The 22,224-nt window shown below is 38.8% G+C and carries 23 protein-coding genes; 22 read left to right on the top strand and 1 reads right to left on the bottom strand.

Going from position 1 to position 22,224, the window contains the following annotated elements:
• Positions 1 to 52: 52 nt before the first annotated feature.
• Positions 53 to 1,303 carry a methionine adenosyltransferase gene (gene metK / locus ACR2F3_RS14925; RefSeq protein ID WP_432710781.1) on the bottom strand — a complete coding sequence of 417 codons (1,251 nt, stop codon included), beginning with the start codon at positions 1,301 to 1,303 and terminating at the stop codon, positions 53 to 55.
• A 230-nt stretch (positions 1,304 to 1,533) separates the two neighbouring features.
• On the opposite strand from metK, the gene ACR2F3_RS14920 reads away from it, so the two are divergent.
• The 22 genes from ACR2F3_RS14920 to ACR2F3_RS14815 all read left to right on the top strand — a co-directional run bounded on the left by ACR2F3_RS14920 (position 1,534) and on the right by ACR2F3_RS14815 (position 22,222).
• On the top strand, positions 1,534 to 2,421 hold the full coding sequence (locus ACR2F3_RS14920; RefSeq protein ID WP_432710780.1) for a diacylglycerol/lipid kinase family protein: 888 nt from the start codon (positions 1,534 to 1,536) through the stop codon (positions 2,419 to 2,421).
• Positions 2,422 to 2,437: 16 nt separating this feature from the next.
• On the top strand, positions 2,438 to 2,788 hold the full coding sequence (locus ACR2F3_RS14915; protein WP_432710779.1) for a translation initiation factor: 351 nt from the start codon (positions 2,438 to 2,440) through the stop codon (positions 2,786 to 2,788).
• A 144-nt stretch (positions 2,789 to 2,932) separates the two neighbouring features.
• A complete protein-coding gene (gene pckA, locus ACR2F3_RS14910; protein ID WP_432710778.1) occupies positions 2,933 to 4,537 on the top strand; it encodes a phosphoenolpyruvate carboxykinase (ATP) in 1,605 nt (534 codons plus the stop codon).
• Between the two features lie 287 nt (positions 4,538 to 4,824).
• Complete coding sequence (locus ACR2F3_RS14905) at positions 4,825 to 5,655, top strand: MotA/TolQ/ExbB proton channel family protein (RefSeq protein WP_432710777.1); 831 nt, start codon at positions 4,825 to 4,827, stop codon at positions 5,653 to 5,655.
• 86 nt (positions 5,656 to 5,741) lie between these two features.
• Positions 5,742 to 6,356: an ExbD/TolR family protein gene (locus ACR2F3_RS14900; RefSeq protein WP_432710776.1), complete on the top strand. Its 615-nt coding sequence runs from the start codon at positions 5,742 to 5,744 to the stop codon at positions 6,354 to 6,356.
• Between the two features lie 10 nt (positions 6,357 to 6,366).
• Positions 6,367 to 6,918, top strand: a complete 552-nt coding sequence (locus ACR2F3_RS14895) for an ExbD/TolR family protein (RefSeq protein WP_432710775.1) — start codon at positions 6,367 to 6,369, stop codon at positions 6,916 to 6,918.
• Between the two features lie 30 nt (positions 6,919 to 6,948).
• On the top strand, positions 6,949 to 7,770 hold the full coding sequence (locus ACR2F3_RS14890) for an energy transducer TonB (RefSeq protein ID WP_432710774.1): 822 nt from the start codon (positions 6,949 to 6,951) through the stop codon (positions 7,768 to 7,770).
• A 236-nt stretch (positions 7,771 to 8,006) separates the two neighbouring features.
• Complete coding sequence (locus tag ACR2F3_RS14885; RefSeq protein ID WP_432710773.1) at positions 8,007 to 8,906, top strand: PstS family phosphate ABC transporter substrate-binding protein; 900 nt, start codon at positions 8,007 to 8,009, stop codon at positions 8,904 to 8,906.
• A 67-nt stretch (positions 8,907 to 8,973) separates the two neighbouring features.
• The gene (locus tag ACR2F3_RS14880) at positions 8,974 to 10,668 is read left to right on the top strand and encodes a tetratricopeptide repeat protein (protein ID WP_432710772.1); all 1,695 of its coding nucleotides are present in this window, start codon (positions 8,974 to 8,976) and stop codon (positions 10,666 to 10,668) included.
• Positions 10,669 to 10,745: 77 nt separating this feature from the next.
• Positions 10,746 to 11,117 (top strand): NADH-quinone oxidoreductase subunit A, encoded by a 372-nt coding sequence (locus ACR2F3_RS14875; protein ID WP_432710771.1) that lies wholly within the window; start codon positions 10,746 to 10,748, stop codon positions 11,115 to 11,117.
• 106 nt (positions 11,118 to 11,223) lie between these two features.
• Positions 11,224 to 11,766: an NADH-quinone oxidoreductase subunit B gene (locus ACR2F3_RS14870; RefSeq protein WP_432710770.1), complete on the top strand. Its 543-nt coding sequence runs from the start codon at positions 11,224 to 11,226 to the stop codon at positions 11,764 to 11,766.
• On the top strand, positions 11,766 to 12,269 hold the full coding sequence (locus ACR2F3_RS14865; RefSeq protein ID WP_432710769.1) for an NADH-quinone oxidoreductase subunit C: 504 nt from the start codon (positions 11,766 to 11,768) through the stop codon (positions 12,267 to 12,269). Before ACR2F3_RS14870 ends, ACR2F3_RS14865 begins: the two co-directional genes overlap by 1 nt.
• Positions 12,270 to 12,273: 4 nt before the next feature.
• Positions 12,274 to 13,485 (top strand): NADH-quinone oxidoreductase subunit D, encoded by a 1,212-nt coding sequence (locus tag ACR2F3_RS14860; protein WP_432710768.1) that lies wholly within the window; start codon positions 12,274 to 12,276, stop codon positions 13,483 to 13,485.
• Positions 13,478 to 13,990 carry an NADH-quinone oxidoreductase subunit NuoE gene (gene nuoE, locus ACR2F3_RS14855; RefSeq protein WP_432710767.1) on the top strand — a complete coding sequence of 171 codons (513 nt, stop codon included), beginning with the start codon at positions 13,478 to 13,480 and terminating at the stop codon, positions 13,988 to 13,990. The genes ACR2F3_RS14860 and nuoE overlap by 8 nt, the downstream gene beginning before the upstream one ends.
• Positions 13,990 to 15,357 carry an NADH-quinone oxidoreductase subunit NuoF gene (gene nuoF, locus ACR2F3_RS14850; RefSeq protein WP_432710766.1) on the top strand — a complete coding sequence of 456 codons (1,368 nt, stop codon included), beginning with the start codon at positions 13,990 to 13,992 and terminating at the stop codon, positions 15,355 to 15,357. The genes nuoE and nuoF overlap by 1 nt, the downstream gene beginning before the upstream one ends.
• Positions 15,358 to 15,372: 15 nt before the next feature.
• The gene (locus tag ACR2F3_RS14845) at positions 15,373 to 16,377 is read left to right on the top strand and encodes a 2Fe-2S iron-sulfur cluster-binding protein (protein ID WP_432710765.1); all 1,005 of its coding nucleotides are present in this window, start codon (positions 15,373 to 15,375) and stop codon (positions 16,375 to 16,377) included.
• Complete coding sequence (nuoH, locus tag ACR2F3_RS14840) at positions 16,377 to 17,414, top strand: NADH-quinone oxidoreductase subunit NuoH (protein WP_432710764.1); 1,038 nt, start codon at positions 16,377 to 16,379, stop codon at positions 17,412 to 17,414. The genes ACR2F3_RS14845 and nuoH overlap by 1 nt, the downstream gene beginning before the upstream one ends.
• A 31-nt stretch (positions 17,415 to 17,445) precedes the next feature.
• A complete protein-coding gene (locus tag ACR2F3_RS14835) occupies positions 17,446 to 17,946 on the top strand; it encodes a NuoI/complex I 23 kDa subunit family protein (protein ID WP_432710763.1) in 501 nt (166 codons plus the stop codon).
• Positions 17,947 to 17,992: 46 nt separating this feature from the next.
• Positions 17,993 to 18,490 carry an NADH-quinone oxidoreductase subunit J family protein gene (locus ACR2F3_RS14830; RefSeq protein ID WP_432710762.1) on the top strand — a complete coding sequence of 166 codons (498 nt, stop codon included), beginning with the start codon at positions 17,993 to 17,995 and terminating at the stop codon, positions 18,488 to 18,490.
• Positions 18,490 to 18,819 carry an NADH-quinone oxidoreductase subunit NuoK gene (gene nuoK, locus ACR2F3_RS14825; protein ID WP_196861075.1) on the top strand — a complete coding sequence of 110 codons (330 nt, stop codon included), beginning with the start codon at positions 18,490 to 18,492 and terminating at the stop codon, positions 18,817 to 18,819. Before ACR2F3_RS14830 ends, nuoK begins: the two co-directional genes overlap by 1 nt.
• A gap of 22 nt (positions 18,820 to 18,841) precedes the next feature.
• On the top strand, positions 18,842 to 20,734 hold the full coding sequence (nuoL, locus tag ACR2F3_RS14820) for an NADH-quinone oxidoreductase subunit L (RefSeq protein WP_432710761.1): 1,893 nt from the start codon (positions 18,842 to 18,844) through the stop codon (positions 20,732 to 20,734).
• A 21-nt stretch (positions 20,735 to 20,755) separates the two neighbouring features.
• Positions 20,756 to 22,222: a complex I subunit 4 family protein gene (locus ACR2F3_RS14815; RefSeq protein ID WP_432710760.1), complete on the top strand. Its 1,467-nt coding sequence runs from the start codon at positions 20,756 to 20,758 to the stop codon at positions 22,220 to 22,222.
• The last annotated feature ends 2 nt before the right edge of the window (positions 22,223 to 22,224 follow it).

Here is a 22,224-nt window from a genome sequence, read left to right as displayed (position 1 = left end):
AAAAGAGACCGTCTTTTGAACGGTCTCTTTTTATCAGTTTTTTAAGGATTTTTTACAAATTAAAAGCAGCTTTTACCTGCTCGATGTAATCCAGCTTTTCCCAGGTAAATAGTTCTACTGTAACTTCTTTCTCATCACCGTTAGGCGTTCTGAAAATTTTAGTTACAGTTTCTGGTTTTCTACCCATATGTCCATAAGCTGCAGTTTCGCTATAAATAGGGTTTCTTAGCTTTAAACGTTGTTCTATAAAGTATGGGCGCATATCGAAAAGTCCCTCAACGATTTTTGCAATCTCGCCATCAGTTTTATTTACTTTACTAGTGCCATAGGTGTTGATGTAAATTCCCATTGGTTTGGCTACACCGATTGCATAACTTACCTGCACAAGAACCTCGTTTGCAACACCTGCTGCAACAAGATTTTTAGCGATATGGCGAGTAGCATATGCAGCACTTCGGTCTACTTTGCTTGGATCTTTACCAGAAAAAGCACCACCACCATGAGCTCCTTTTCCACCATAGGTATCTACAATGATTTTACGGCCTGTTAAGCCTGTGTCTCCGTGAGGACCACCGATGACGAATTTACCGGTAGGATTGATGTGGTATTCAATTGTATCGTTAAAAAGGTGGGCGTATTGAGGGTATTTGGTAATGATTCTTGGAATTAAGATGTCGATCATGTCTTTCTTGATCTTCGCGAGCATCAAATTTTCCTCATCGAAATCGTCATGCTGTGTAGAAATAACAATAGCAGCTATACGAACGGGTTTATTATCATTGCCATATTCTAGTGTTACCTGGGATTTCGCATCGGGACGTAAATAGCTGATATCAGTATTTTCCCTTCTCATTACAGCAAGTTCCTGAAGTAATTTATGGGATAAGTCTAACGCCAGGGGCATATAGTCTTCCGTTTCATTGGTTGCATAGCCAAACATCATACCTTGGTCGCCTGCACCTTGTTCTTCTTTGTTTGTTTTGTCTACTCCCTGGTTGATGTCTTGTGACTGCTCATGTATGGCAGATAAAATACCGCAGGAGTTTGCCTCAAACATATATTCGCTTTTGGTATAACCAATTTTCTTAATTACATCACGAGCAATTTGCTGTACATCCAGGTAAGTCTTCGACTTAACTTCTCCAGCTAAAATGACCTGCCCTGTGGTAACCAAGGTTTCACAAGCAACTTTCGAATCTGCATCAAAAGCCAAAAAATTATCAATAAGAGCGTCGGATATTTGATCTGCTATCTTATCCGGGTGACCCTCGGAAACAGATTCTGATGTAAATAAATAGGACATTTTAAATAATTAGGTAATAAGATAACAATTATATAAAATGGAAGATGACCCTGTAGCCAGGCGGTAAAAGGAAGTGTATAAAATGTTAGCACTTTTTTTTACGTGGTTGCAATCCCGCTATTCTAAGAATAACATCGCAAATCAGTCCACTTTAATGCTGCAAAATTACACTATATATTCAGATAGTCAAAAAATATTGATTATTTTGTAGTTTAATTAACCATTTAGCCTTGGCAAAATCTAATATATTATTTATTATAAATCCGATCTCCGGTGGAAAGGATAAATCAAATATTCCAGACTTAATAAATGCTCGACTAGACCATTCTAAGTTTAACGCTAGTTATCGCTTTACTTCTTATGCGGGGCATGCAGCCGAAATTGTTGACGAAACAGCGAGTATGAATTTTGAGGTAATAGTAGCGGTTGGTGGTGATGGAACGATTAATGAGGTTGGTGCTAAGGTAATGGCGCAGCAAAAAGTGCTTGGAATTATTCCCTATGGTTCTGGGAACGGATTGGCGAGGTTTTTAAAAATTCCTATGAGCCCTCGTAAAGCTATCGAGGTAATTAACCTTTACCAGGTAAGTAAGATTGATACCGCAACATTTAATGGTAAGCCGTATTTTAACATGGCGGGAATGGGCTTTGATGCTCATATCAGTTCAATTTTTGCTAATAACAAAAAAAGAGGGTTTTCAGGATACCTCAAAACAGGGTTAAAAGAGATGATAAACTATAAGCCTGAATCCTACCGCATTGTTGTTGACGGCAATAGTTATACCCGTAAAGCTTTTGTGGTCAGTATTGCGAATTCCTCACAGTATGGTAACAATGCTCATATTTCACCTTTGGCATCGGTAAGTGATGGGTTGTTGGATATTTGTATTGTAAAAAACTTCCCATTATATAAGATACCCGCCCTGGCTTATTTTATGCTACGTGCTAAAACTCACCAGACAGAAATGGTAGAAATTATAAAAGGTAAGCAAATTCAGATTTTCCGTGAGCGGGAAGGGGCTATCCATATTGATGGTGAGCCGTTTTTAATGGGTAAAGAAATAAATGTGTCTATTCGACCCCTGTCTTTAGCCGTAATTGTATCTGGTCATATCTAAATAGAAAAAGCAAGCTATGAAAAGCAAGAAAAAAGTGATTAATGATTTTGGTGGCATCATGTATTCGACTGATCCTGGTTTCAGCTATGAAGAGGAAGAAACCAGCCCGGTAGATGTACCCAACAACCAACAAAACCTGAAGGTAATGCTGGATAGGAAAAATCGTGGAGGAAAGGCTGTCACCCTCATTGCAGGTTTCGTAGGTGAACCAGAGGCTTTGGAGCAATTAGGGAAGATGCTGAAGACGAAATGTGGAGTTGGCGGAACGGCCAAGGATGGTGAGATTTTGATTCAAGGGGATTTTAGGGATAAAGTAGTGGAATTGCTTAAGAAAGAAGGCTATAAAGTGAAAAAATCTGGCGGGTGATTTTGTGGTGAAGTCGTTTGTATGCCGCAGGTTATCAAATAGTTAATTGTTAGTGTATGGCAGACAATAAGTAAATATATTTCTGAAAACCGGTGTGCTTTACCTTTTTAACTGGTTACATTTGTACAACTAACTATTATACATATGAGCAGAGTTTTTTTGCAAAAACCAGACTTGGGCTATTTAAATCTACATTCAGTAGATGTACATTACCAGCTGGAAGTTCCGCAAATCGTTGAAGAAGCCCTATTTAATCAAGAAGGAACTTTGACAAATACTGGTGCGTTAGCTATCGACACCGGAATATTTACTGGACGATCTCCTAAAGACAGATTCATCGTTGAAGATGAGACAACCCGTGATACTGTATGGTGGGGTGAGGTTAATAACAAGATTAGTGAAGCGTCATTTGACCGTTTATTTGATAAACTTACCACACACCTTCAGGGTAAAAAAGTATACGTCAGAGACGCATACGCCTGTGCCAATCCGGAGTACAAAACAACCATACGTGTGGTTACGGAAAAGGCTTTCCAGAGTTTATTTGCACATAACATGTTTTTGAGGTTTGAAGCAGATGTTCTCATTGATCAACCCGAATGGACAATTATTGCGGCCTCCGATTTTTTAGCTGATCCAAAAACAGATGGTACACGCCAAGGCAACTTTACGGTGCTAAATTTCACAAAAAAGATCATTTTAATTGGTGGCAGTGCTTATACAGGCGAGATTAAGAAAGGAATGTTTTCCGTTTTAAATTTCATATTGCCAGTACAGCGGAACACATTGTCTATGCACTGTTCTGCAAATGTGGGCAAGGCGGGAGATACAGCTATCTTCTTTGGGCTTTCAGGAACAGGAAAAACTACTTTGTCTGCTGATCCACAGCGGGGTCTGATTGGCGACGATGAACATGGCTGGGATGATAAAAGTGTGTTTAATTTTGAGGGTGGATGTTACGCGAAATGTGTAGACCTTACCAAGGAGAATGAACCGCAAATATATAATGCAATTAAGTTTGGTTCATTACTTGAGAATGTTAATTACTTTCCTGGTACCAGAATAGTAGATTTTTCAAATGTCGAAAAGACCGAAAATACTAGGGTAGCTTATCAAATAGATTTTATAGAAAATGCTGTTGTTCCTTCAATAGCCGGTCCACCTAAAAATATATTCTTTTTAACGGCGGATGCCTTTGGGGTGCTGCCTCCAATATCAAAGTTGACGACCGGACAAGCGATGTTTCATTTTATTTCGGGTTATACGGCTAAAGTTGCCGGCACGGAGACAGGGGTGAGTGAGCCTCAGGTGACTTTTTCTGCCTGTTTTGGCCAAGCATTTCTCCCTTTGCATCCAACAAGGTATGCTGAACTATTAGGCGAGAAACTGGAGCGACACCAGGTAAATGTATGGTTGGTAAATACGGGCTGGAGCGGTGGGGCCTATGGTACTGGTAAAAGAATGAAACTGGCCTATACCAGATCGATGATTACAGCGGCAATGCGTGGGGCGTTAGAAAATGTGCGCTACCAGGTGCATACTATTTTTGGATTAAATATGCCGGAAAGCTGCCCGGGCGTGCCCTCTGAAATATTGAGTCCGAGAAATACTTGGAATGATCCTTTGATTTACGATGCAAAAGCGAACGAACTGGCCGCGGCATTTATTGAGAACTTTAAACAGTTTGAGTCATCGGCTAATGAGGAAATGAGGAGTTCTCTACCTAAAATCACTCAAATAACTACTTAAAGCTTTTTTTTTATCTAAAAATTTGCATTTATATTTTTTTTTAGTTTTAATTGTGAAAGATTGCCTCCGCAAGAGGCAGTCTTTTTTTAATATAGGCTTCGTCTAAGGGGAAATACGCAGAAGTAACATTTTAATTTAGATTGATATTTTATGTTATAATGTCAATCAAAGTTCTAAATTTGTTACTACAACAATTGTGTAAATTAGTCGTTGTTTGTATTAAAAATAAAATTTATCAAATCTTTCAAACAAAACAAGGTTTTAAAAACAAAAAAAACTAAAAAAAAATGGCAAACGCACCAAAACCAACAACAGTTACAAAAGAAAGCTCATCATCAGCTTCTAATTTATTCGCAGTGTTAGTTATCCCACTTTGTATTGCAATCGGAGCAGCACTATTCATGTTCGTATTAGGAGATCCAGCAAATTTCATCGATAACAATCCTGATAATCACCCGGTACCAGGTAACTTTGCAGGTATGGCTTACAAAGGAGGTCCTATTGTTGCGATATTGATAGGTATGCTTTTAATGGTATTTGTTTTCTCAGTAGAACGTTTTATCGTGATTAGTAAAGCTACCGGTTCAGGAAGTTTAGATGCTTTCATCAAAAAAATTCAAGGTTATTTAGCTTCAAGTAACATTGAAGGTGCAATGACTGAGTGTGACAAACAAAAAGGATCAGTAGCAAACGTGATCAAATCTGGTATGAAAAAATACCGTGAGATGGAAGTTGAGCCAAATATGGATACTGATCAAAAATGTTTAGCCATTCAAAAAGACATTGAAGAAGCAACAACATTGGAGATGCCAATGTTAGAACAAAACTTAACAGTACTTGCAACACTAGTATCAGTAGGTACATTAACAGGATTATTAGGAACAGTAACAGGTATGATCAAGGCCTTCTCTGGTCTAGCAACATCTGGAGCACCAGATCAGGCTGCATTAGCGAATGGTATTTCTGAGGCCTTAATTTGTACAGCTACTGGTATCTCTACATCTACTGTTGCGATTATCATGTACAACATCCTTACTTCGAAAATTGACAAATTAACTTATGCGATTGATGAAGCAGGTTTCAGCATCATCCAAACTTATGCTTCTACGCATAAATAAGAATAATGAATTTTTTTTTACCGGCTTTATGGAAAACCGGAAGATTAAACATCATTAGTATAAAAAACATAAGTAATTAAAAGATTATGCCAAGAGCAAAGGTAAAAAGAAGCAGTACTTCGATTGATATGACCGCCATGTGCGATGTATCGTTCTTATTATTGACATTCTTTATTTTAACAGCAACTGCACGTCAGCCTGATCCTTTGGATATTAGTATCCCTACTTCGACATACAAGATTCCGGTTCCGGATGTTGATATTGCGAAGTTGTCTATAGGTCATGGAAAGGTATTCTATGAAGTGGTTGGGAAAGATGTAAAAATGGCTACATTGGATAAAATGGGGGAGCAATACAAGATAAGCTTTACCCCGGAAGAACGTGAGCGTTTTGGTGTTATCCAGTCGTTTGGCGTTCCGATCCAGAACTTAAAGCAATATATTGCTTTAAGAGATGAAGCAGCAAGAACAGCATCTCCATTACAAACTGGAATTCCGATTGATTCTGTAAACAACCAATTGGCAGACTGGATTTTGAATTCCCGTAAAGCGGTTGCAGAATTGCATTCGACGCAGATGAGAATCAGTATCAAAGGGGATGCAGCGGAAGAGTATTCAAATATTAAAACTATTGTTGATATTCTACAGAAACAAAAAATTAACAAATTTAGTTTAATTACGTCTGCTGAAGGCGGCGAATAAATAACAGACAATGGCAGAATTAGATACCTCCAGCGGGGGTGGTAAAAAGGGCGGTGGTAAAGTAAGGTCCAAAAAAGCTAGTACCAAAGTAGATTTAACTGCGATGGTTGATTTAGCCTTTTTGTTGATTACTTTCTTCATGCTAACCACCTCGCTTTCGAAGCCAATCGCGATGGATATTGCTAAACCAGACAAAGATGCTAAAGATGAGAACAGGCTTGAATTGAGGGCTTCTCAGACAATGACAATCTTGTTAGGTAAAAACGATAAAGTTGCATGGTACATGGGTGAAGCAGGTAAAAGCCAACCTAATATTGAAGGATTTGCTGAAATTAGAAAGTCAATACTTGAGAACAAAAAGAAAGTAGCTGATTTGAATAACAATGATCCTAAGAAGACCCTAGTGATTGTAATCAAACCTACGTCTGGTGCGACTTACAAAAACTTTGTTGATATTATGGATGAACTGAACATCACTAAGATTACCTCTGCACCAGCGATCGATGATGAGAACATCCTGGAATCAGAAATAAGTTTCATGAAGCAAAATGGAATTTTATAATAATAAATTAAACATTAAAACATTAAAGCAATGTTCGGTTCTAAAATAGATTTATTCAGAAAAGAGTGGCTTGATGTTGTTTTTGATCAGAAGAATAAAAGCTACGGTGCTTACGAGCTCCGCAGACAAAACGGCTCAAATACAACTAAATCCTTACTTTATGCAGGAACAGTATTCGTACTGTTGTTCATATCGCCTAAAATTATTTCGATGATTAAGGGTGCCCTTCCTGAAGAGGAGATAGTTAAACAAGTAGAAGTTACCGTTGCGCCACCACCGCCGGTGAACCCGGATACCCCTCCGCCGCCACCGGTTGAGCCTCCGCCACCAAAACAGGATCAGGTTAAGTTTCCTCCTCCAATTGTGAAGCCGGATAACTTGGTGCGTGACGAAGAGCCACCTCAGATTGAGGACTTGAAAAAAGCAGATCCAGGTCAGAAAACCATTGCTGGTGATCCTGATGCGGATATTGTTATTGCCGCTCCAGTAGGAGAGGGACCAAAACAAGCTGCTGTAGTGGAAGATACTAAAGTTTACGATTTCGTAAGTATTGAAACACAGCCAAGTTTCCCAGGTGGAATGGATAAGTTTTATGCTTACTTAAAAAAGGCAGTAAAATATCCTCCAATGGCTGCAGAGAATAACATCCAAGGAAAAGTGTTCTTGTCGTTCGTTGTAGAGAAAAATGGTGAGTTAACCGACATCAAAGTAGATCGTAAATTAGGCGGTGGTACGGATGAGGAAGCTGTTAGGGTATTAAAGGCTAGTCCGCGTTGGACTCCAGGTATTCAAAATGGTAAACCAGTGCGTGTTAAATATAACATTCCAATTAGCTTTACATTAAGTCAGTAACGAAAATCAACATGATTGACTTCAATTTTTTTAAACAGAAATCGCCACAACAGCGATTTCTGTTTATTTTAGGGCTTGTTATGCTCTCGTTTTATCTGGCTTTGGGCGCTCTGCTCATCTTTTGGAAAGACATTCCATTTGACATTACACCGACTTACCGAATACTATTTGGTTTGTTATTGATTGCATACGCAATATTGCGTTTTTACAGATTGATCAACAAAAAGGAGAATTAAATGAAGTACTGCGGTTTCATCTTATTAACATTGATGATCTTTTCTTCCTGTAAGGACAAAGAGAAGAAAGGACCACCCGTGTCAAGCACTTCTGGTGATGTATCGATTTTGGTGGATGAATCTTTTGGTAATGTAGTAGACGATCAGATAGCCGTTTTTAAATCGGACTATCCTAAGGCAAATTTTGACGTTATTCGAGGTGAAGAAGGTAAAATTCTTCCAACTTTTTTGAATGATAGTGTTCGTGTGATTATCTTATCAAAAGTGTTAACACCCGCCGAAGAGAAGATTTATGCTAACAGAGGTATACCCGTAAGGGCGTCGCGTTTCGCCATAGATGGTATCGCTTTGATTACCAGTAAGGATAACGTAGATTCTACCATTACAGTAGAGGAGGTGATATCCATATTAAAAGGTAAACAAACCCATGGGCGAGGTTTGGTTTTTGATAATGCCTACTCCAGTACAGTTCGTTATTTTAAAGAGCTAGCTGGGATTAAATCGCTTCCAGAAAAAGGAGTGTATACTTTAAACAGCAATGATGACGTTATTAAATACATCGGATTGCATAAAGATTACATTGGTATTGTTGGTGTGAACTGGTTGTTACAGGGTGACGCCACAAATAAGGACTACATGCAAAAGGTCAAATTATTGGCTGTCCGGAATCTTAAGGGTAAAAAAGGGGATGACCGTTTTTATAAACCTACACAAGAGAATTTAATAAGTGGGAAATATCCATTTTTAAGAAACATTTACATCATCAATGGTGAAGGTAAGCAAGGTTTGGGCACAGGTTTTGCAAACTGGTTAGTGAGCCAACGTGGACAGCTGATTGTATTAAAATCAGGTTTAGGACCACATGAGCTCACATCCCGAGAATTTAATCTTAAAAACTAAAAATAATTATATATTTGAAATAAGTGAAGTTCATACAGGCTTCCTAATGATTTAACGATAACGAACCATGAAAATGACAAAAAAAGCAATAGCCTTAAGTTTAGGTCTAGCAGTAGTAGGTTCTGCCTCTTTTGCTCAAAGCTTAAATGATGCAAAAAAAGCGCTAGACGCCGAGCAGTATCAGAAAGCAACTGCTATGTTAAAGACACTTGTAAACTCTCAGGCAAAAAAAGGTGAAAATTATTATTACTTAGGTGAAGTATATCTTCGTACTGATTATGTTGATTCAGCACGTGCGGTATTTACTCAGGGGGTTGCTGCAGATCCGAAATTTGCCTTGAATTATATAGGTTTAGGCGAAGCAGATCTTGCCTCAAATAATGCTGCATCTGCAAAAACAAATTTTGATAAAGCGCTGGATGTAGCTTCTAAGAAAGATCACGTACCATCGATGTTTATTGGTAAAGCGTATGTTGCTACTGAAAAGCCAGATTATGCTGCCGCATTACCTTTCTTACAGAAAGCAGACGAATTAGATAAAGATGATAAAGATGCGGAGACATTTTTAGCACTTGGAGATTTTTATGCTAAGCAAAAACAAAACTCAGAAGCTTTACAAAATTATTTAAGAGCTTTAAATATAGATCCAAATTTGCACCGTGCTAAAGTACAGATTGGTAGAATGTATAAGGAGTCAAGAGCATTTCCTGAAGCTGAGTCAGCTTTGAAAGAAGTGATTGCTGCTGACCCTAACTATGGTCCAGCTTACCGCGAGATAGCTGAATTATACATGCAATGGGCAAATTTTGAACCTCAGAATTTTGATGCTAAAGCTGCATCTGCTTTAGAGAATTACAAAAAATACCTTGATTTAACTGATAAATCATTTGAATCTAGATTGAGATATGCTCAGTTCTTGTTTTATGCGAAAGATTTCAAAACTTTAGAGCAAGAGACAAGTGCAATGGCTTCAGTAAGTGAAAATGACCCTAAGGCACCTGTAGTTTTAAGGTTACGTGGTTATTCAGCTTATGAAAACAAAAACTATCCACAGAGTTTGCAGTACATGAATGATTTCTTTGCAAAAACTAAAGATACTTCACGTCTTGTAGGGTCAGATTACCTTTATTTAGGAAAAGCATTATTGCAAAGTGGCAATGATAGCTTGGCGCTCATAAACATCACTAAAGCAGTAGAAATGGATTCTACTAATGTAGAATCGTTGACTGAAATTGCTAAAGCGTTTTATGATGCTAAGAAGTATGGTCAGGCTGCAGATATCTATGATAAAGCAATTGCTGCTGCCCCTAATGCAAAAGGTGTTTTATATAGCTACTATTACAATGGTTTAGCACGTTATTTCCAGTATGCAGGAGAATTAAATGCTAAACAAACCCCTTCAAAAGATATTTTAGTAAAAGCAGATTCAGCGATTGCTAAAGTGGCTGCATTAGCTCCAGAAACTACAGATGCTTATTTATGGAGAGGAAGAATTAACAGCTTAATCGATGATGAGGAAAATCCGAAAGGAATGATGGTTCCCCATTTTGAAACATTTATTCAAAAAGTAACCGTAGAAAAACCTGAATTGGCTGAAGCAAATGCTAGAAAATTAGCAGAAGCTTATGATCAACTAGGTGCATTCTATGCTAATACTGATAAGGCGAAAGCAAAAGATTATTTTACGAAAAGTGTTGCTGCTAATCCGGCAGGAACTTTTGCTCCAGCTAAGTTGAAAGAGTTAGCGGGGACTAAAAAATAAAATATCTTTTTTTAATCTATTTGAAAGGCAGGGTTGTTATCCTGCCTTTTTCTGTTATTTTTGTATAAAGACATTTCATGGAAACACAAAGTATACCTTCAGATTTTTTACCTATTATTTTTCAAGTTATTGTGGCCCTCGGTTTTGTGGTTGTAACCCTTGTTGCTACCCACTATTTAGGTCCTAAAAGGAAAACTATTGACAAGCTATCAACTTTTGAGGCTGGTATCAAAGTGATAGGCAATGCACGTCAGCCATTTTCAATTAAGTACTTTTTAGTTGCTATTTTATTCGTTCTATTTGACGTGGAGGTGATTTTTATGTACCCCTGGGCTGTTAATTTTCGGGAATTAGGCATGGAGGGTATGATAGAGATGTTTGTTTTTATGGGGACCCTATTGCTTGGTTTTATCTACGTAATAAAGAAGAAAGCCCTGGACTGGAGTTAGTTATTTAGATCCATTATAAATGAAGTGCCAGAGTCGTTATCTTTCTAAAATATTGTAATTTAGTGGTTCGTTCCGTATAGGAAAGAACCATTTTTTGTTTTATATCATGAGTAACATCAATATAGTAAATGCACCTCCAGGAATTGAAGGATCTGGTTTTTTTGCCACATCCCTGGACAAAGTTGTCGGGCTTGCCCGTTCCCATTCATTATGGCCGTTGCCATTTGCAACCTCCTGCTGTGGAATTGAATTTATGGCAACTATGGGGTCTCATTATGATTTCGGGCGTTTTGGTTCAGAACGTTTGAGCTTTTCACCGCGTCAGGCAGATTTACTGATGGTAATGGGAACCATTGCTAAAAAAATGTCACCTGTTTTGAAACAGGTGTATTTACAAATGGCAGAACCTCGATGGGTAATGGCTGTTGGTGCATGTGCTTCTAGTGGAGGAATCTTTGATACTTATTCCGTATTGCAGGGCATTGACGAAATCATTCCTGTGGATGTGTATGTTCCTGGCTGCCCACCGCGACCAGAAGCTATATTAGATGGTTTTGGTAAAATTCAGGAGCTTGTAAAGAGTGAATCCTCGAGACGGAGAGATTCAGATCAATACAAAGAAATGTTGGCTTCTTATGGGATATTATAATGGAAGAAACGAAGAATAATGAGTTAATCCAGTTATTAAGTGAAAATTTCAATGGTAAAATTTTAAATGTTGAAGAACCTTATGGATTGTTGACATTTGAAACAACTAAAGATGTAATTATATCAGTCTTGAGTTTTCTAAAGGAAAATGAAAAGACCAATTTTAATTTCCTTACAGATATCACAGCGGTACATTACCCGGAGAAAAAACAAGGAATTGCAGTAGTTTACCATTTGCATAATATGGTTAAACGAATCAGGGTTAGGATTAAGGTTTTTATAGACCAGCATGATCCGGTAATTCCAACTGCTACTTCTTTGTGGAATGGTGCCAATTGGATGGAGCGCGAAACTTATGATTTTTTTGGGGTTAAATTCGAGGGTCATCCTGACTTAAGAAGAATTTTAAACATGGATGACTTGGGGGTGTTTCCGATGTTAAAACAATATCCATTGGAAGACCCAAATAGAGTTGACAAAAAAGACGAATACTTTGGGAGATAATAATATGAGTAATCAGCCAGTACATACGGATAATGATCCTCAGAGTGAATTGGTAACCTTAAATCTAGGTCCGACCCATCCCGCCACACACGGGGTTTTTCAAAATGTTCTTCAATTAGACGGTGAACGTATTGTTAGTGGTGTGTCTACTATTGGCTATATCCACCGTGCTTTTGAGAAAATTGCTGAACACAGGCCCTTTTATCAAATTACACCATTAACAGACCGGTTAAACTATTGTTCCTCTCCTATAAATAACATGGGTTGGCACATGACGGTAGAAAAATTGCTGAATATCCAGATGCCCAAGCGGGTGGATTACCTTCGGGTGATTATAATGGAATTGGCAAGAATATCCGATCATATTATCTGCAATACAATTATTGCACAGGATACGGGTGCGACAACCACTTTCTTATATTTGTTCCAATTCAGGGAGCATATATATGAAATATATGAGGAGATTTGTGGTGCAAGGTTAACGACAAATATTGGGCGAATCGGTGGATTTGAACGTGATTTTAATGAGATTGCCTTTACAAAAATCAACAAATTTTTAAAGGAGTTTCCTGTTGCCTTGAAGGAGTTTGAAAGTTTACTTAACAGAAACCGGATCTTTATTGATCGAACTGCGGGAGTAGCTAAAGTAACTGCTGAAACTGCTTTAAGTTATAGCTGGACGGGCCCACTTTTACGTGCTACTGGTGTAGATTACGATGTGCGGATAAGTGAACCTTACTCTTCGTATGGTGATTTTGACTTTGAAGTACCAGTAGGAACAAGTGGTGATATTTACGATCGTTATTTGGTGCGTAATGAAGAAATGTGGCAGAGTCTTCGTCTAATTGAGCAGGCAATGGAGAAAATAAAAAGTGAGCCGGCAGGTATTTTTCATGCTGACGTGCCGGAGTTTTATTTGCCAGCAAAAGAAGAAGTTTACAATAACATGGAAGCTTTGATCTATCATTTTAAGATAGTAATGGGGGAGATTGATGCGCCAAAAGCGGAGGTTTACCATGCTGTTGAAGGAGGAAACGGAGAGCTTGGATTCTACCTGATTAATGATGGCGGGAGAACACCATATCGTTTGCACTTCAGACGCCCAAGTTTTATAAATTATCAAATGTTTGCTAAAATGAGTGAGGGTATGTTATTATCGGATGCCATCATTAACATGAGTAGCATGAATATTATAGCTGGAGAACTAGATGCTTAAAGTAGAAGAACAACAACCTGTAGATTTTTCGTCAGCTTTACTTTCAAAGTTTGAAGAAATAGTAGGTAGATACCCAGAAGGAAAACAAAAATCTGCATTGTTACCTTTTTTACATGAAGTTCAAGCTGAACAAGGCTGGTTAAGTGCTTCGGCAATGGACCGCGTTGCTGCTTATTTAAATATTGAACCTATAGAGGTTTATGAAGTTGCATCGTTTTATTCGATGTATTTCTTAAAACCTTCAGGTAAATATGTATTGGAGGTCTGTCGTACAGGACCTTGCTGTTTAGTTGGCGCGGAAAAGGTAATGTCTCATATTGAACAAAAATTGGGTGTTAAAGAGAATACAGTAACACCAGATGGCTTGTTTAGCTGGAGAGGCGTAGAATGTTTGGCCGCATGCGGTTTTGGTCCAGTTTTACAAATTGGCCCTGATTATACTTTCTATGAGAACCTGGACGAGCAAAAGGTGGATGAATTAATAGAGAACTTACGCAATAAATAATGGCCCGTAAACTATTATTAGAAAATATAAACGTACCAGGCATCAATACTTTTGATGTATATCGTCAAAAAGGCGGTTATCGCGCAGTAGAGAAAGCTTTGAAAACCTTAACTTCTGAAGAAGTAGTTGAGGAAGTAAAGAAATCTGGATTGCGGGGTCGTGGTGGCGCGGGATTTCCTACAGGAATGAAATGGAGCTTTTTGGCTAAGCCGGAAGGTGTACCACGTTACCTGGTGTGTAATGCGGATGAGTCGGAACCTGGTACTTTTAAAGACCGGTATTTGATGACACATATTCCTCATGCATTAATCGAAGGAATGATTGTGTCGAGTTATGCACTTGGTGCAAATACCTCTTACATCTATGTGCGTGGTGAAATGATGCCACAAATCAGAATATTGGAAAGAGCAATTGCTGAAGCAAAAAACGCGGGTTATCTGGGGCAAAACATCCTGGGTACAGGGTATAGCCTGGAGCTTTATGTTCAGCCTGGCGGCGGTGCTTACATTTGTGGCGAAGAAACAGCGTTATTGGAGTCTTTAGAAGGTAAGAGAGGTAATCCGAGAATTAAACCACCATTCCCTGCAATTGCAGGCTTATACGGCAGACCTACTGTAGTGAATAACGTGGAATCAATCGCTGCAGTTGTTCCAATTATAAATGATGGCGGGGAAGAATATGCGAAGATAGGAATCGGTCGCAGTACCGGTACCAAATTAATTTCGGCATCAGGTAACCTGGCGAAACCTGGGGTATATGAAATTGAACTCGGCTTGCCAGTTGAAGAATTTATTTACTCTGATGAATATTGCGGAGGAATTGCTAATGGTAAAAGACTTAAGGCAACAGTTGCCGGAGGTTCATCTGTACCAGTATTACCAGCAAACCTGACGTTAAAACTCGCAAATGGAGAACCAAGGTTAATGAGCTATGAATCTTTATCCGAAGGTGGTTTCGCCACGGGAACGATGATGGGTTCTGGCGGGTTTATAGCCTTCGATGAAGACCAGTGTATGGTTAGAAATACCTGGAACTTTGCGCGGTTTTATTCACATGAAAGCTGTGGTCAATGTTCACCTTGTCGTGAGGGTACCGGATGGATGGAGAAAGTGTTACATCGTTTGGAATATGGTCACGGAAAAATGAGCGACATTGATTTACTGATTAACGTGGCTAAAAATATTGAAGGAAATACGATTTGCCCGTTAGGCGATGCTGCAGCCTGGCCAGTGGCTAGTGCAATCAGGCATTTCAGGGATGAATTTGAGTGGCATGTAAAAGAGCCAGTTAAATGCCTGGATACAAATTATGGTTTGGCAAGTTATGCTGAACCTATAGCGAAAGCAGAAGTTACTACAGAAAATTAAAGAATATCTTTAACAATGAGTGATAAAGTTAAGGTTACCATAGACGGTATAACTGTTGAAGTAGAGCCAGGTACATCGATCTTAAATGCTGCAAGGCAAATAGGTGGTGATATCGTGCCGCCTGCAATGTGCTATTATTCCAAATTGGAAGGCAGTGGCGGAAAATGTCGTACCTGTATTGTTAAGGTAAGTAAAGGATCTGAAAAAGATCCAAGACCTATGCCAAAGTTAGTGGCGTCCTGTCGTACTACAGTTATGGACGGTATGGAGGTGCAAAATATCACCTCACCTGAGGTTATAGAAGCCCGTGCAGGTGTTGTAGAGTTTTTACTTATCAATCACCCGTTGGATTGCCCGGTATGTGACCAGGCAGGTGAATGTGATTTGCAGAACCTGGGTTACGAACACGGTTTACAAAAAACCAGATATGAATTTGAACGTCGAACATTTGAACGCATAGACATTGGTGACAAGATTCAGTTGCACATGAATCGTTGCATTTTATGCTACCGCTGTGTATTTACTGCCGATCAAATCACTAATAAACGTGTACACGGAATTCTAAACCGTGGTGATCACTCTGAAATTTCTACTTATATCAAAACAGCTGTTGATAACGATTTCTCAGGAAATGTTATTGATGTATGTCCGGTTGGTGCTTTAACGGACAGAACATTTCGATTTAAGAATCGTGTTTGGTTTACAAAACCAATTGATGCACATCGCGATTGCCCTACCTGCAGTGGTAAGGTAACCTTGTGGTATAAAGGCGAAGATGTACTTAGGGTAACGGCTCGAAAAGATATTTATGGCGAAGTAGAAGAGTTTATTTGCAATACTTGTCGTTTTGATAAGAAAAAAACAAATGATTGGGTACTTGAACACCCAACGCATATCAGTGATGCCTCGGTAATCGCTTCAAATCATTACGAGACGATGGTTCCATTACCTGTTATTCAGGATAACCCCAAATTACAATTGGCTAATAAGATTGAACTAGAAAAAACCAGTAAATTCTAATGGAGAACTCGTTAATTATAGAAAAATTTATACTTGTCTCCGTCATATTTGGAGTTACGCTGTTGATTGCGATGTATTCTACCTATGCGGAACGTAAAGTTGCAGCGTTTTTACAGGATCGTTTAGGTCCGGATCGCGCTGGACCTTTCGGAATGTTTCAACCCCTTGCCGATGGCTTGAAGATGTTTATGAAGGAAGAAATCGTTCCAACTAATTCCAGCCGATGGTTATTTATGGTTGGTCCGGGGTTATCCATGCTTACGGCCTGTATTGGCACAGCGGTTATACCATGGGGTTCCGATATCACTATTGGCGATCGCAATATACCTCTACAGGTAGCTGATATTAACGTTGGTATACTCTACATATTCGGTGTGGTCTCTTTAGGTGTTTACGGTGTAATGATTGGTGGCTGGGCTTCAAATAACAAATACTCCTTATTGAGTGCCATTCGTGCAGCCTCACAAAACATTAGTTACGAAATTGCCATGGGGCTTTCCATTATCGCTTTATTGCTGGTAACGGGAACGATGAGCCTACGGGAAATTTCAGAGCAGCAACATGGGTGGCATTGGAATGTGCTTTATCAGCCACTTGGTTTTGTTATATTCTTGATTTGCGCATTTGCGGAAACCAACAGGGCACCATTTGATTTACCAGAATGTGAGACAGAATTAATAGGCGGTTATCATACCGAATACTCTTCCATGAAACTGGGTTTTTACCTGTTTGCAGAATACATTAATATGTTTGTTTCTTCAGCAGTAATTGCAACGCTTTATTTTGGAGGATATAACTATCCTGGTATGGATTGGGTGTTATTGAACGTAGGACCTGTAATTGGGCCAATCATTGGCACCTTGGTGTTATTCATAAAAATATTTGCATTTATCTTTTTCTTTATGTGGGTACGCTGGACAATACCACGTTTCCGTTACGATCAGTTGATGCACCTGGGATGGAAAGTGTTGATTCCATTAGCCATTGCAAATATTATTGTCACCGGTGTGGTGATTGCATTAGTAGAAAAATTTTAACGTTCCGCTTGCGGATATAACAGGAGGTTTAATGGAACCATTAACCAATAAAAAGAAAGTATTAGAACAAAAGCCCTTAAATTTTGCAGAGCGCATGTATTTGCCAGCAATTGGGAAGGGATTGGCGATTACTATCAGCCACTTTTTCAAAAAGGAGGCTACCATCAGGTATCCAGAAGTTCAAAGGGATTTTTCAACCAATTTCCGGGGAATGCATTCCTTGAAGAGGGACGAAGAAGGACGTGAACGTTGTACTGCTTGTGGACTTTGTGCATTATCTTGTCCGGCGGAAGCGATTACAATGATTGCCGCTGAACGTAAGCCTGAAGAAAAAGACCTTTACCGTGAGGAAAAGTACGCAGCGGTATATGAAATTAATATGCTACGGTGTATCTTTTGTGGTTTATGTGAAGAGGCATGCCCAAAAGAAGCTATTTATTTAGATGGCCCTATTGTACCTTCAGATTACCTTCGTAAGGATTTTATTTACGGAAAAGACAAGCTGGTGGAAGCACCGCTAGATAAAAAATAATATTGGTGCCTTTAGGCTTTTATTTAAACAGTTTAACAAATTATAAATGGGTACATCTGTATTCTATGTCGTAGCAACATTAAGTATTTTCTTTTCATTGATGGTTATCTTTTCTAAGAACCCAGTGCATAGTGTACTTTACCTAATTGTCACGTTTTTTACCTTTACCATTCATTACATTTTATTGAATGCACAGTTTTTAGCTGTGGTCAATTTCATTGTCTACATGGGGGCCATAATGGTACTATTCCTGTTTGTTCTGATGTTACTGAACCTCAACCAGGAGAACGAACCGACAAAATCTAATCTCGTTAAAGTAATAGGTGTTATAGCCGGAGGCTGTTTAGCAATTACATTAATAGGCTCGCTAAAGGCAACTGCGCTGGCCGATCCATTGGTATTGAGAAACCCAAATTTAGGTTTGGTAGAGAACCTTGGTAAAGAATTATTTGGTCCGTTTATGCTTCCATTTGAACTGGCGTCGGTATTATTATTAACAGCCATGGTTGGAGCAGTATTATTAACTAAAAAAGAAAAAGTATAGTGGAGAACATTACGCAAGAATTGCAGGGAGTACCGCTTAACCATTACATCTGGCTGAGTGCAATCATTTTCACCATCGGCGTTATAGGAGTATTAACCAGAAGGAACGCTATAGTAATTTTTATGTCGGTAGAGTTAATGCTTAATGCAGTTAACTTATTACTTGCCGCTTTTTCTGTGCATCATAATGATGCATCGGGACAAGTATTTGTATTTTTTATTATGGCACTGGCCGCCGCAGAGGTGGCTATTGGGTTAAGTATCATCGTTATGGTTTACCGAAACACCCAGTCTACAGATATTAATGTGTTGAATCGCCTTAAGTGGTAATTATTAAGTATAGAATTATAAGATGATAGATTTAGTTTGGCTGGTTCCTTTGATTCCACTTTTAGGCTTTGTTATAAATGGTCTGGGTAGAAATACATTATCTAAAAACCTGATAGGGTTTATAGGCAGCGGCGTAATATTGCTCTCTTTTGCCCTAAGTATTGGCATTTTCCTTGAATTAGGAGCAGATGCAAATAAGTCGCATGAAATATTCCTTTTTGATTGGATCAGTGCAGGGAATTTGCAAATTCCTTTGTCCTTTTTGGTTGATCCATTAAGCAGTATTATGCTGCTTATCATTACAGGGGTAGGTTTCTTGATTCATGTATATTCTATCGGGTATATGCAACAGGACGCAGGTTTTGGTAAGTACTTCAGTTACCTAAACCTGTTTATCTTTTTCATGTTGTTACTTGTTTTAGGGTCTAATTATATCGTCATGTTCATCGGATGGGAAGGTGTCGGACTTTGTTCATACCTGCTCATTGGCTTTTGGTTTACAAACAGCAGTTATGCAACAGCAGCTAAAAAAGCGTTTGTCATTAACCGTATTGGTGATTTAGGGTTTTTATTAGCGGTATTCCTGATCTATACTACATTTGGAAGCATAGAATTCTCGAAAGTCTTTCCTATGGCCGAAAATTTATTACCAGGTCATACCCCTATAATTCTAATCACCCTATTTCTGTTTATAGGAGCGTGTGGTAAATCGGCGCAGTTGCCACTGTTTACTTGGCTTCCAGATGCCATGGCTGGTCCTACACCAGTGTCTGCTCTCATTCATGCGGCAACCATGGTTACTGCAGGTGTTTATATGATTGCCCGGTCAAATGTATTATTTGATCTTGCACCAGTAATTCAACATTTGATTACTATTGTGGGATTGGCTACTGCAGTTTTAGGTGCATTAATTGCTTTAACGCAGACTGACATTAAAAAGGTACTTGCTTACTCAACGGTATCACAACTGGGGTATATGTTTATCGGTTTAGGAGTAGGTGCTTACGATGGTGCTTTCTTCCATGTTATTACCCATGCATTCTTTAAGGCTTTATTATTTCTTTGTGCCGGTTCGGTAATTCACGCCTTGCATCATGAGCAAGATATGCGCAAGATGGGCGGATTACGTAAAAAACTACCCGTTACGTTCATTACTATGTTAATTGGTACGATTGCTATTTCAGGTATACCTCCATTTTCCGGATTCTTTTCAAAAGATGAGATACTTGTACATGCCTTTGAATACAACAAAATTGTTTGGGCAATAGCAGTCTTTACTGCTTTCTTAACAGCCTTTTATATGTTCAGGATGTTATACCTTACTTTTTATGGTGAGTTCAGAGGTACACATCATGAAAAGGAAAAAATACATGAATCACCACAAAGTATGACCATCCCACTTATAATATTAGCTGTTTTATCGGCTGTTGGTGGTGTAATTGGCATTCCAGAAGTTCTTGGTGGCAACCACTGGTTGTCAAGCTGGTTAACTCCGGTCATTAAACACCATGGATCATTACCTAGTCATGCCACAGAATACATGTTGATGGCTGTATCTGTTATTGGGGCATTGATCGCAATTGGTCTGGCTTATCTGAAATACAACAAAAAAGCAGAAGTTCCAATGGCTGATGAAGCACAAAGGCCTGTTTTAGAAAGTTTGTCTTACAACAAATTTTACATTGATGAAATCTACGATACGCTCATTAGGAAGCCATTAGATGCCTTATCTGTATTCTTTTACAGAATTATCGACACCAAAGTAATTGATGGTCTGGTTAACGGATTTGGATGGGGTACTACTGAAGCCAGTAAAAGCTTAAGGTTATTGCAAACCGGTAATGTGGGCTTTTATATATTAATGATGGTTGTCGGAATCATCTCCTTGTTATTGTATACTTACTTATCTCTATAAGCGATCGATCAAAGAAACATAATGGAACAACTTTTAATACTTCTTATCGTTTTACCGCTGGTAGGCGCATTAATTACCGCGTTTTCTGGCAAATCAGCTAAATATGTAGCTTTGATAGCTGCGCTAGTTTCTTTGGCCTTAACCTCCGTTATCATCGGTAATTTTACACCCGACGCCAGCACACAGTTTACAGTGAACTACCCATGGGTACAAGATCTTGGAATCAATTTTCATGCTGGCATTGACGGAATCAGTTTAATCACTGTTCTCCTTACTAACGTGCTTATCCCTATCATTATATTAGCCAGCTATAAACATGATTATAAAAAAGCGCATGCATTTTATGCCTTAATACTGTTTATGCAAGCAGGTTTGCTTGTGGTATTTACAGCGCTGGATGCTTTCCTTTTTTATATCGGGTGGGAAGCCGCGTTAATTCCAATATATTTTATCTGCGCCATATGGGGGGGTAAAGACCGGATTAAAGTGAATATGAAGTTTTTTGTATATACCATAGGCGGTTCCCTATTTATGCTGCTGGGTATTATTTACCTCTATTTACAAAATCCATTACAGAATTTCGACATACAGGCATTTTATAATTTGAAGCTTGATAATGTTGACCAAGGCTGGATATTCTGGGCTTTCTTTATTGCTTTTGCAATCAAGATGCCGGTATTTCCTTTCCACACCTGGCAACCAGACACCTATACAGAGGCTCCCGCTACCGGAACTATGTTATTAGCAGGTATCATGTTAAAAATGGGTATTTATGGTGTAATCAGGTGGTTATTGCCTATTGTTCCATTTGGCGTACAAGAGTGGGGTGCTACCGCCATGGTTCTATCGATCATCGGTGTAGTTTATGCATCGATTATTGCCTTTACTCAGAAAAACGCTAAACGTCTAATTGCTTATTCTTCAATAGCACACGTTGGTTTAATATCTGCAGGTATATTTGCTTTGAATACGCAAGGTATGCAAGGCGCCATGATTCAAATGCTTAGTCATGGTATTAATGTAGTGGGTTTGTTTTTTGTGCTTGATATTATTTTTAGCAGGTTAAAAACGAACAAGATTGCTGAGCTTGGCGGGCTTGCCAAGGTGGCGCCTCAACTAGCCATCACCTTTTTAATTATTGTTTTTGGTACCATCGCATTGCCGGGAACCAATGGTTTCATCGGCGAATTTTTATTGCTTTTAGGTATTTATGAGTTCAACATTTGGGCCGCTGCTTTTGCGGGTCTAACCATCATATTTAGTGCAGTGTATATGTTACGACTATACCAAAATATAATGCTTGGCAAAACGAACGACCTTACCCTGAGCTTTACTGATATCAAAGGTTCAGAAAAGGTTGTATTATACATTATTTGTGCACTTGTTATTGCAATTGGCGTCTATCCAAAACCAATCCTTCACTTATCTGAAGCAGCAGTACAGCAATTATTAGAGCAGGTAAATTTAAAATTAACATCGGTAAACTAAGG

The organism is Pedobacter sp., assembly GCF_045627485.1.
GTDB lineage: Bacteria > Bacteroidota > Bacteroidia > Sphingobacteriales > Sphingobacteriaceae > Pedobacter.
Note: the sequence above shows the minus strand (reverse complement) of the source record. Positions and strands in the feature narration are given on the sequence as shown.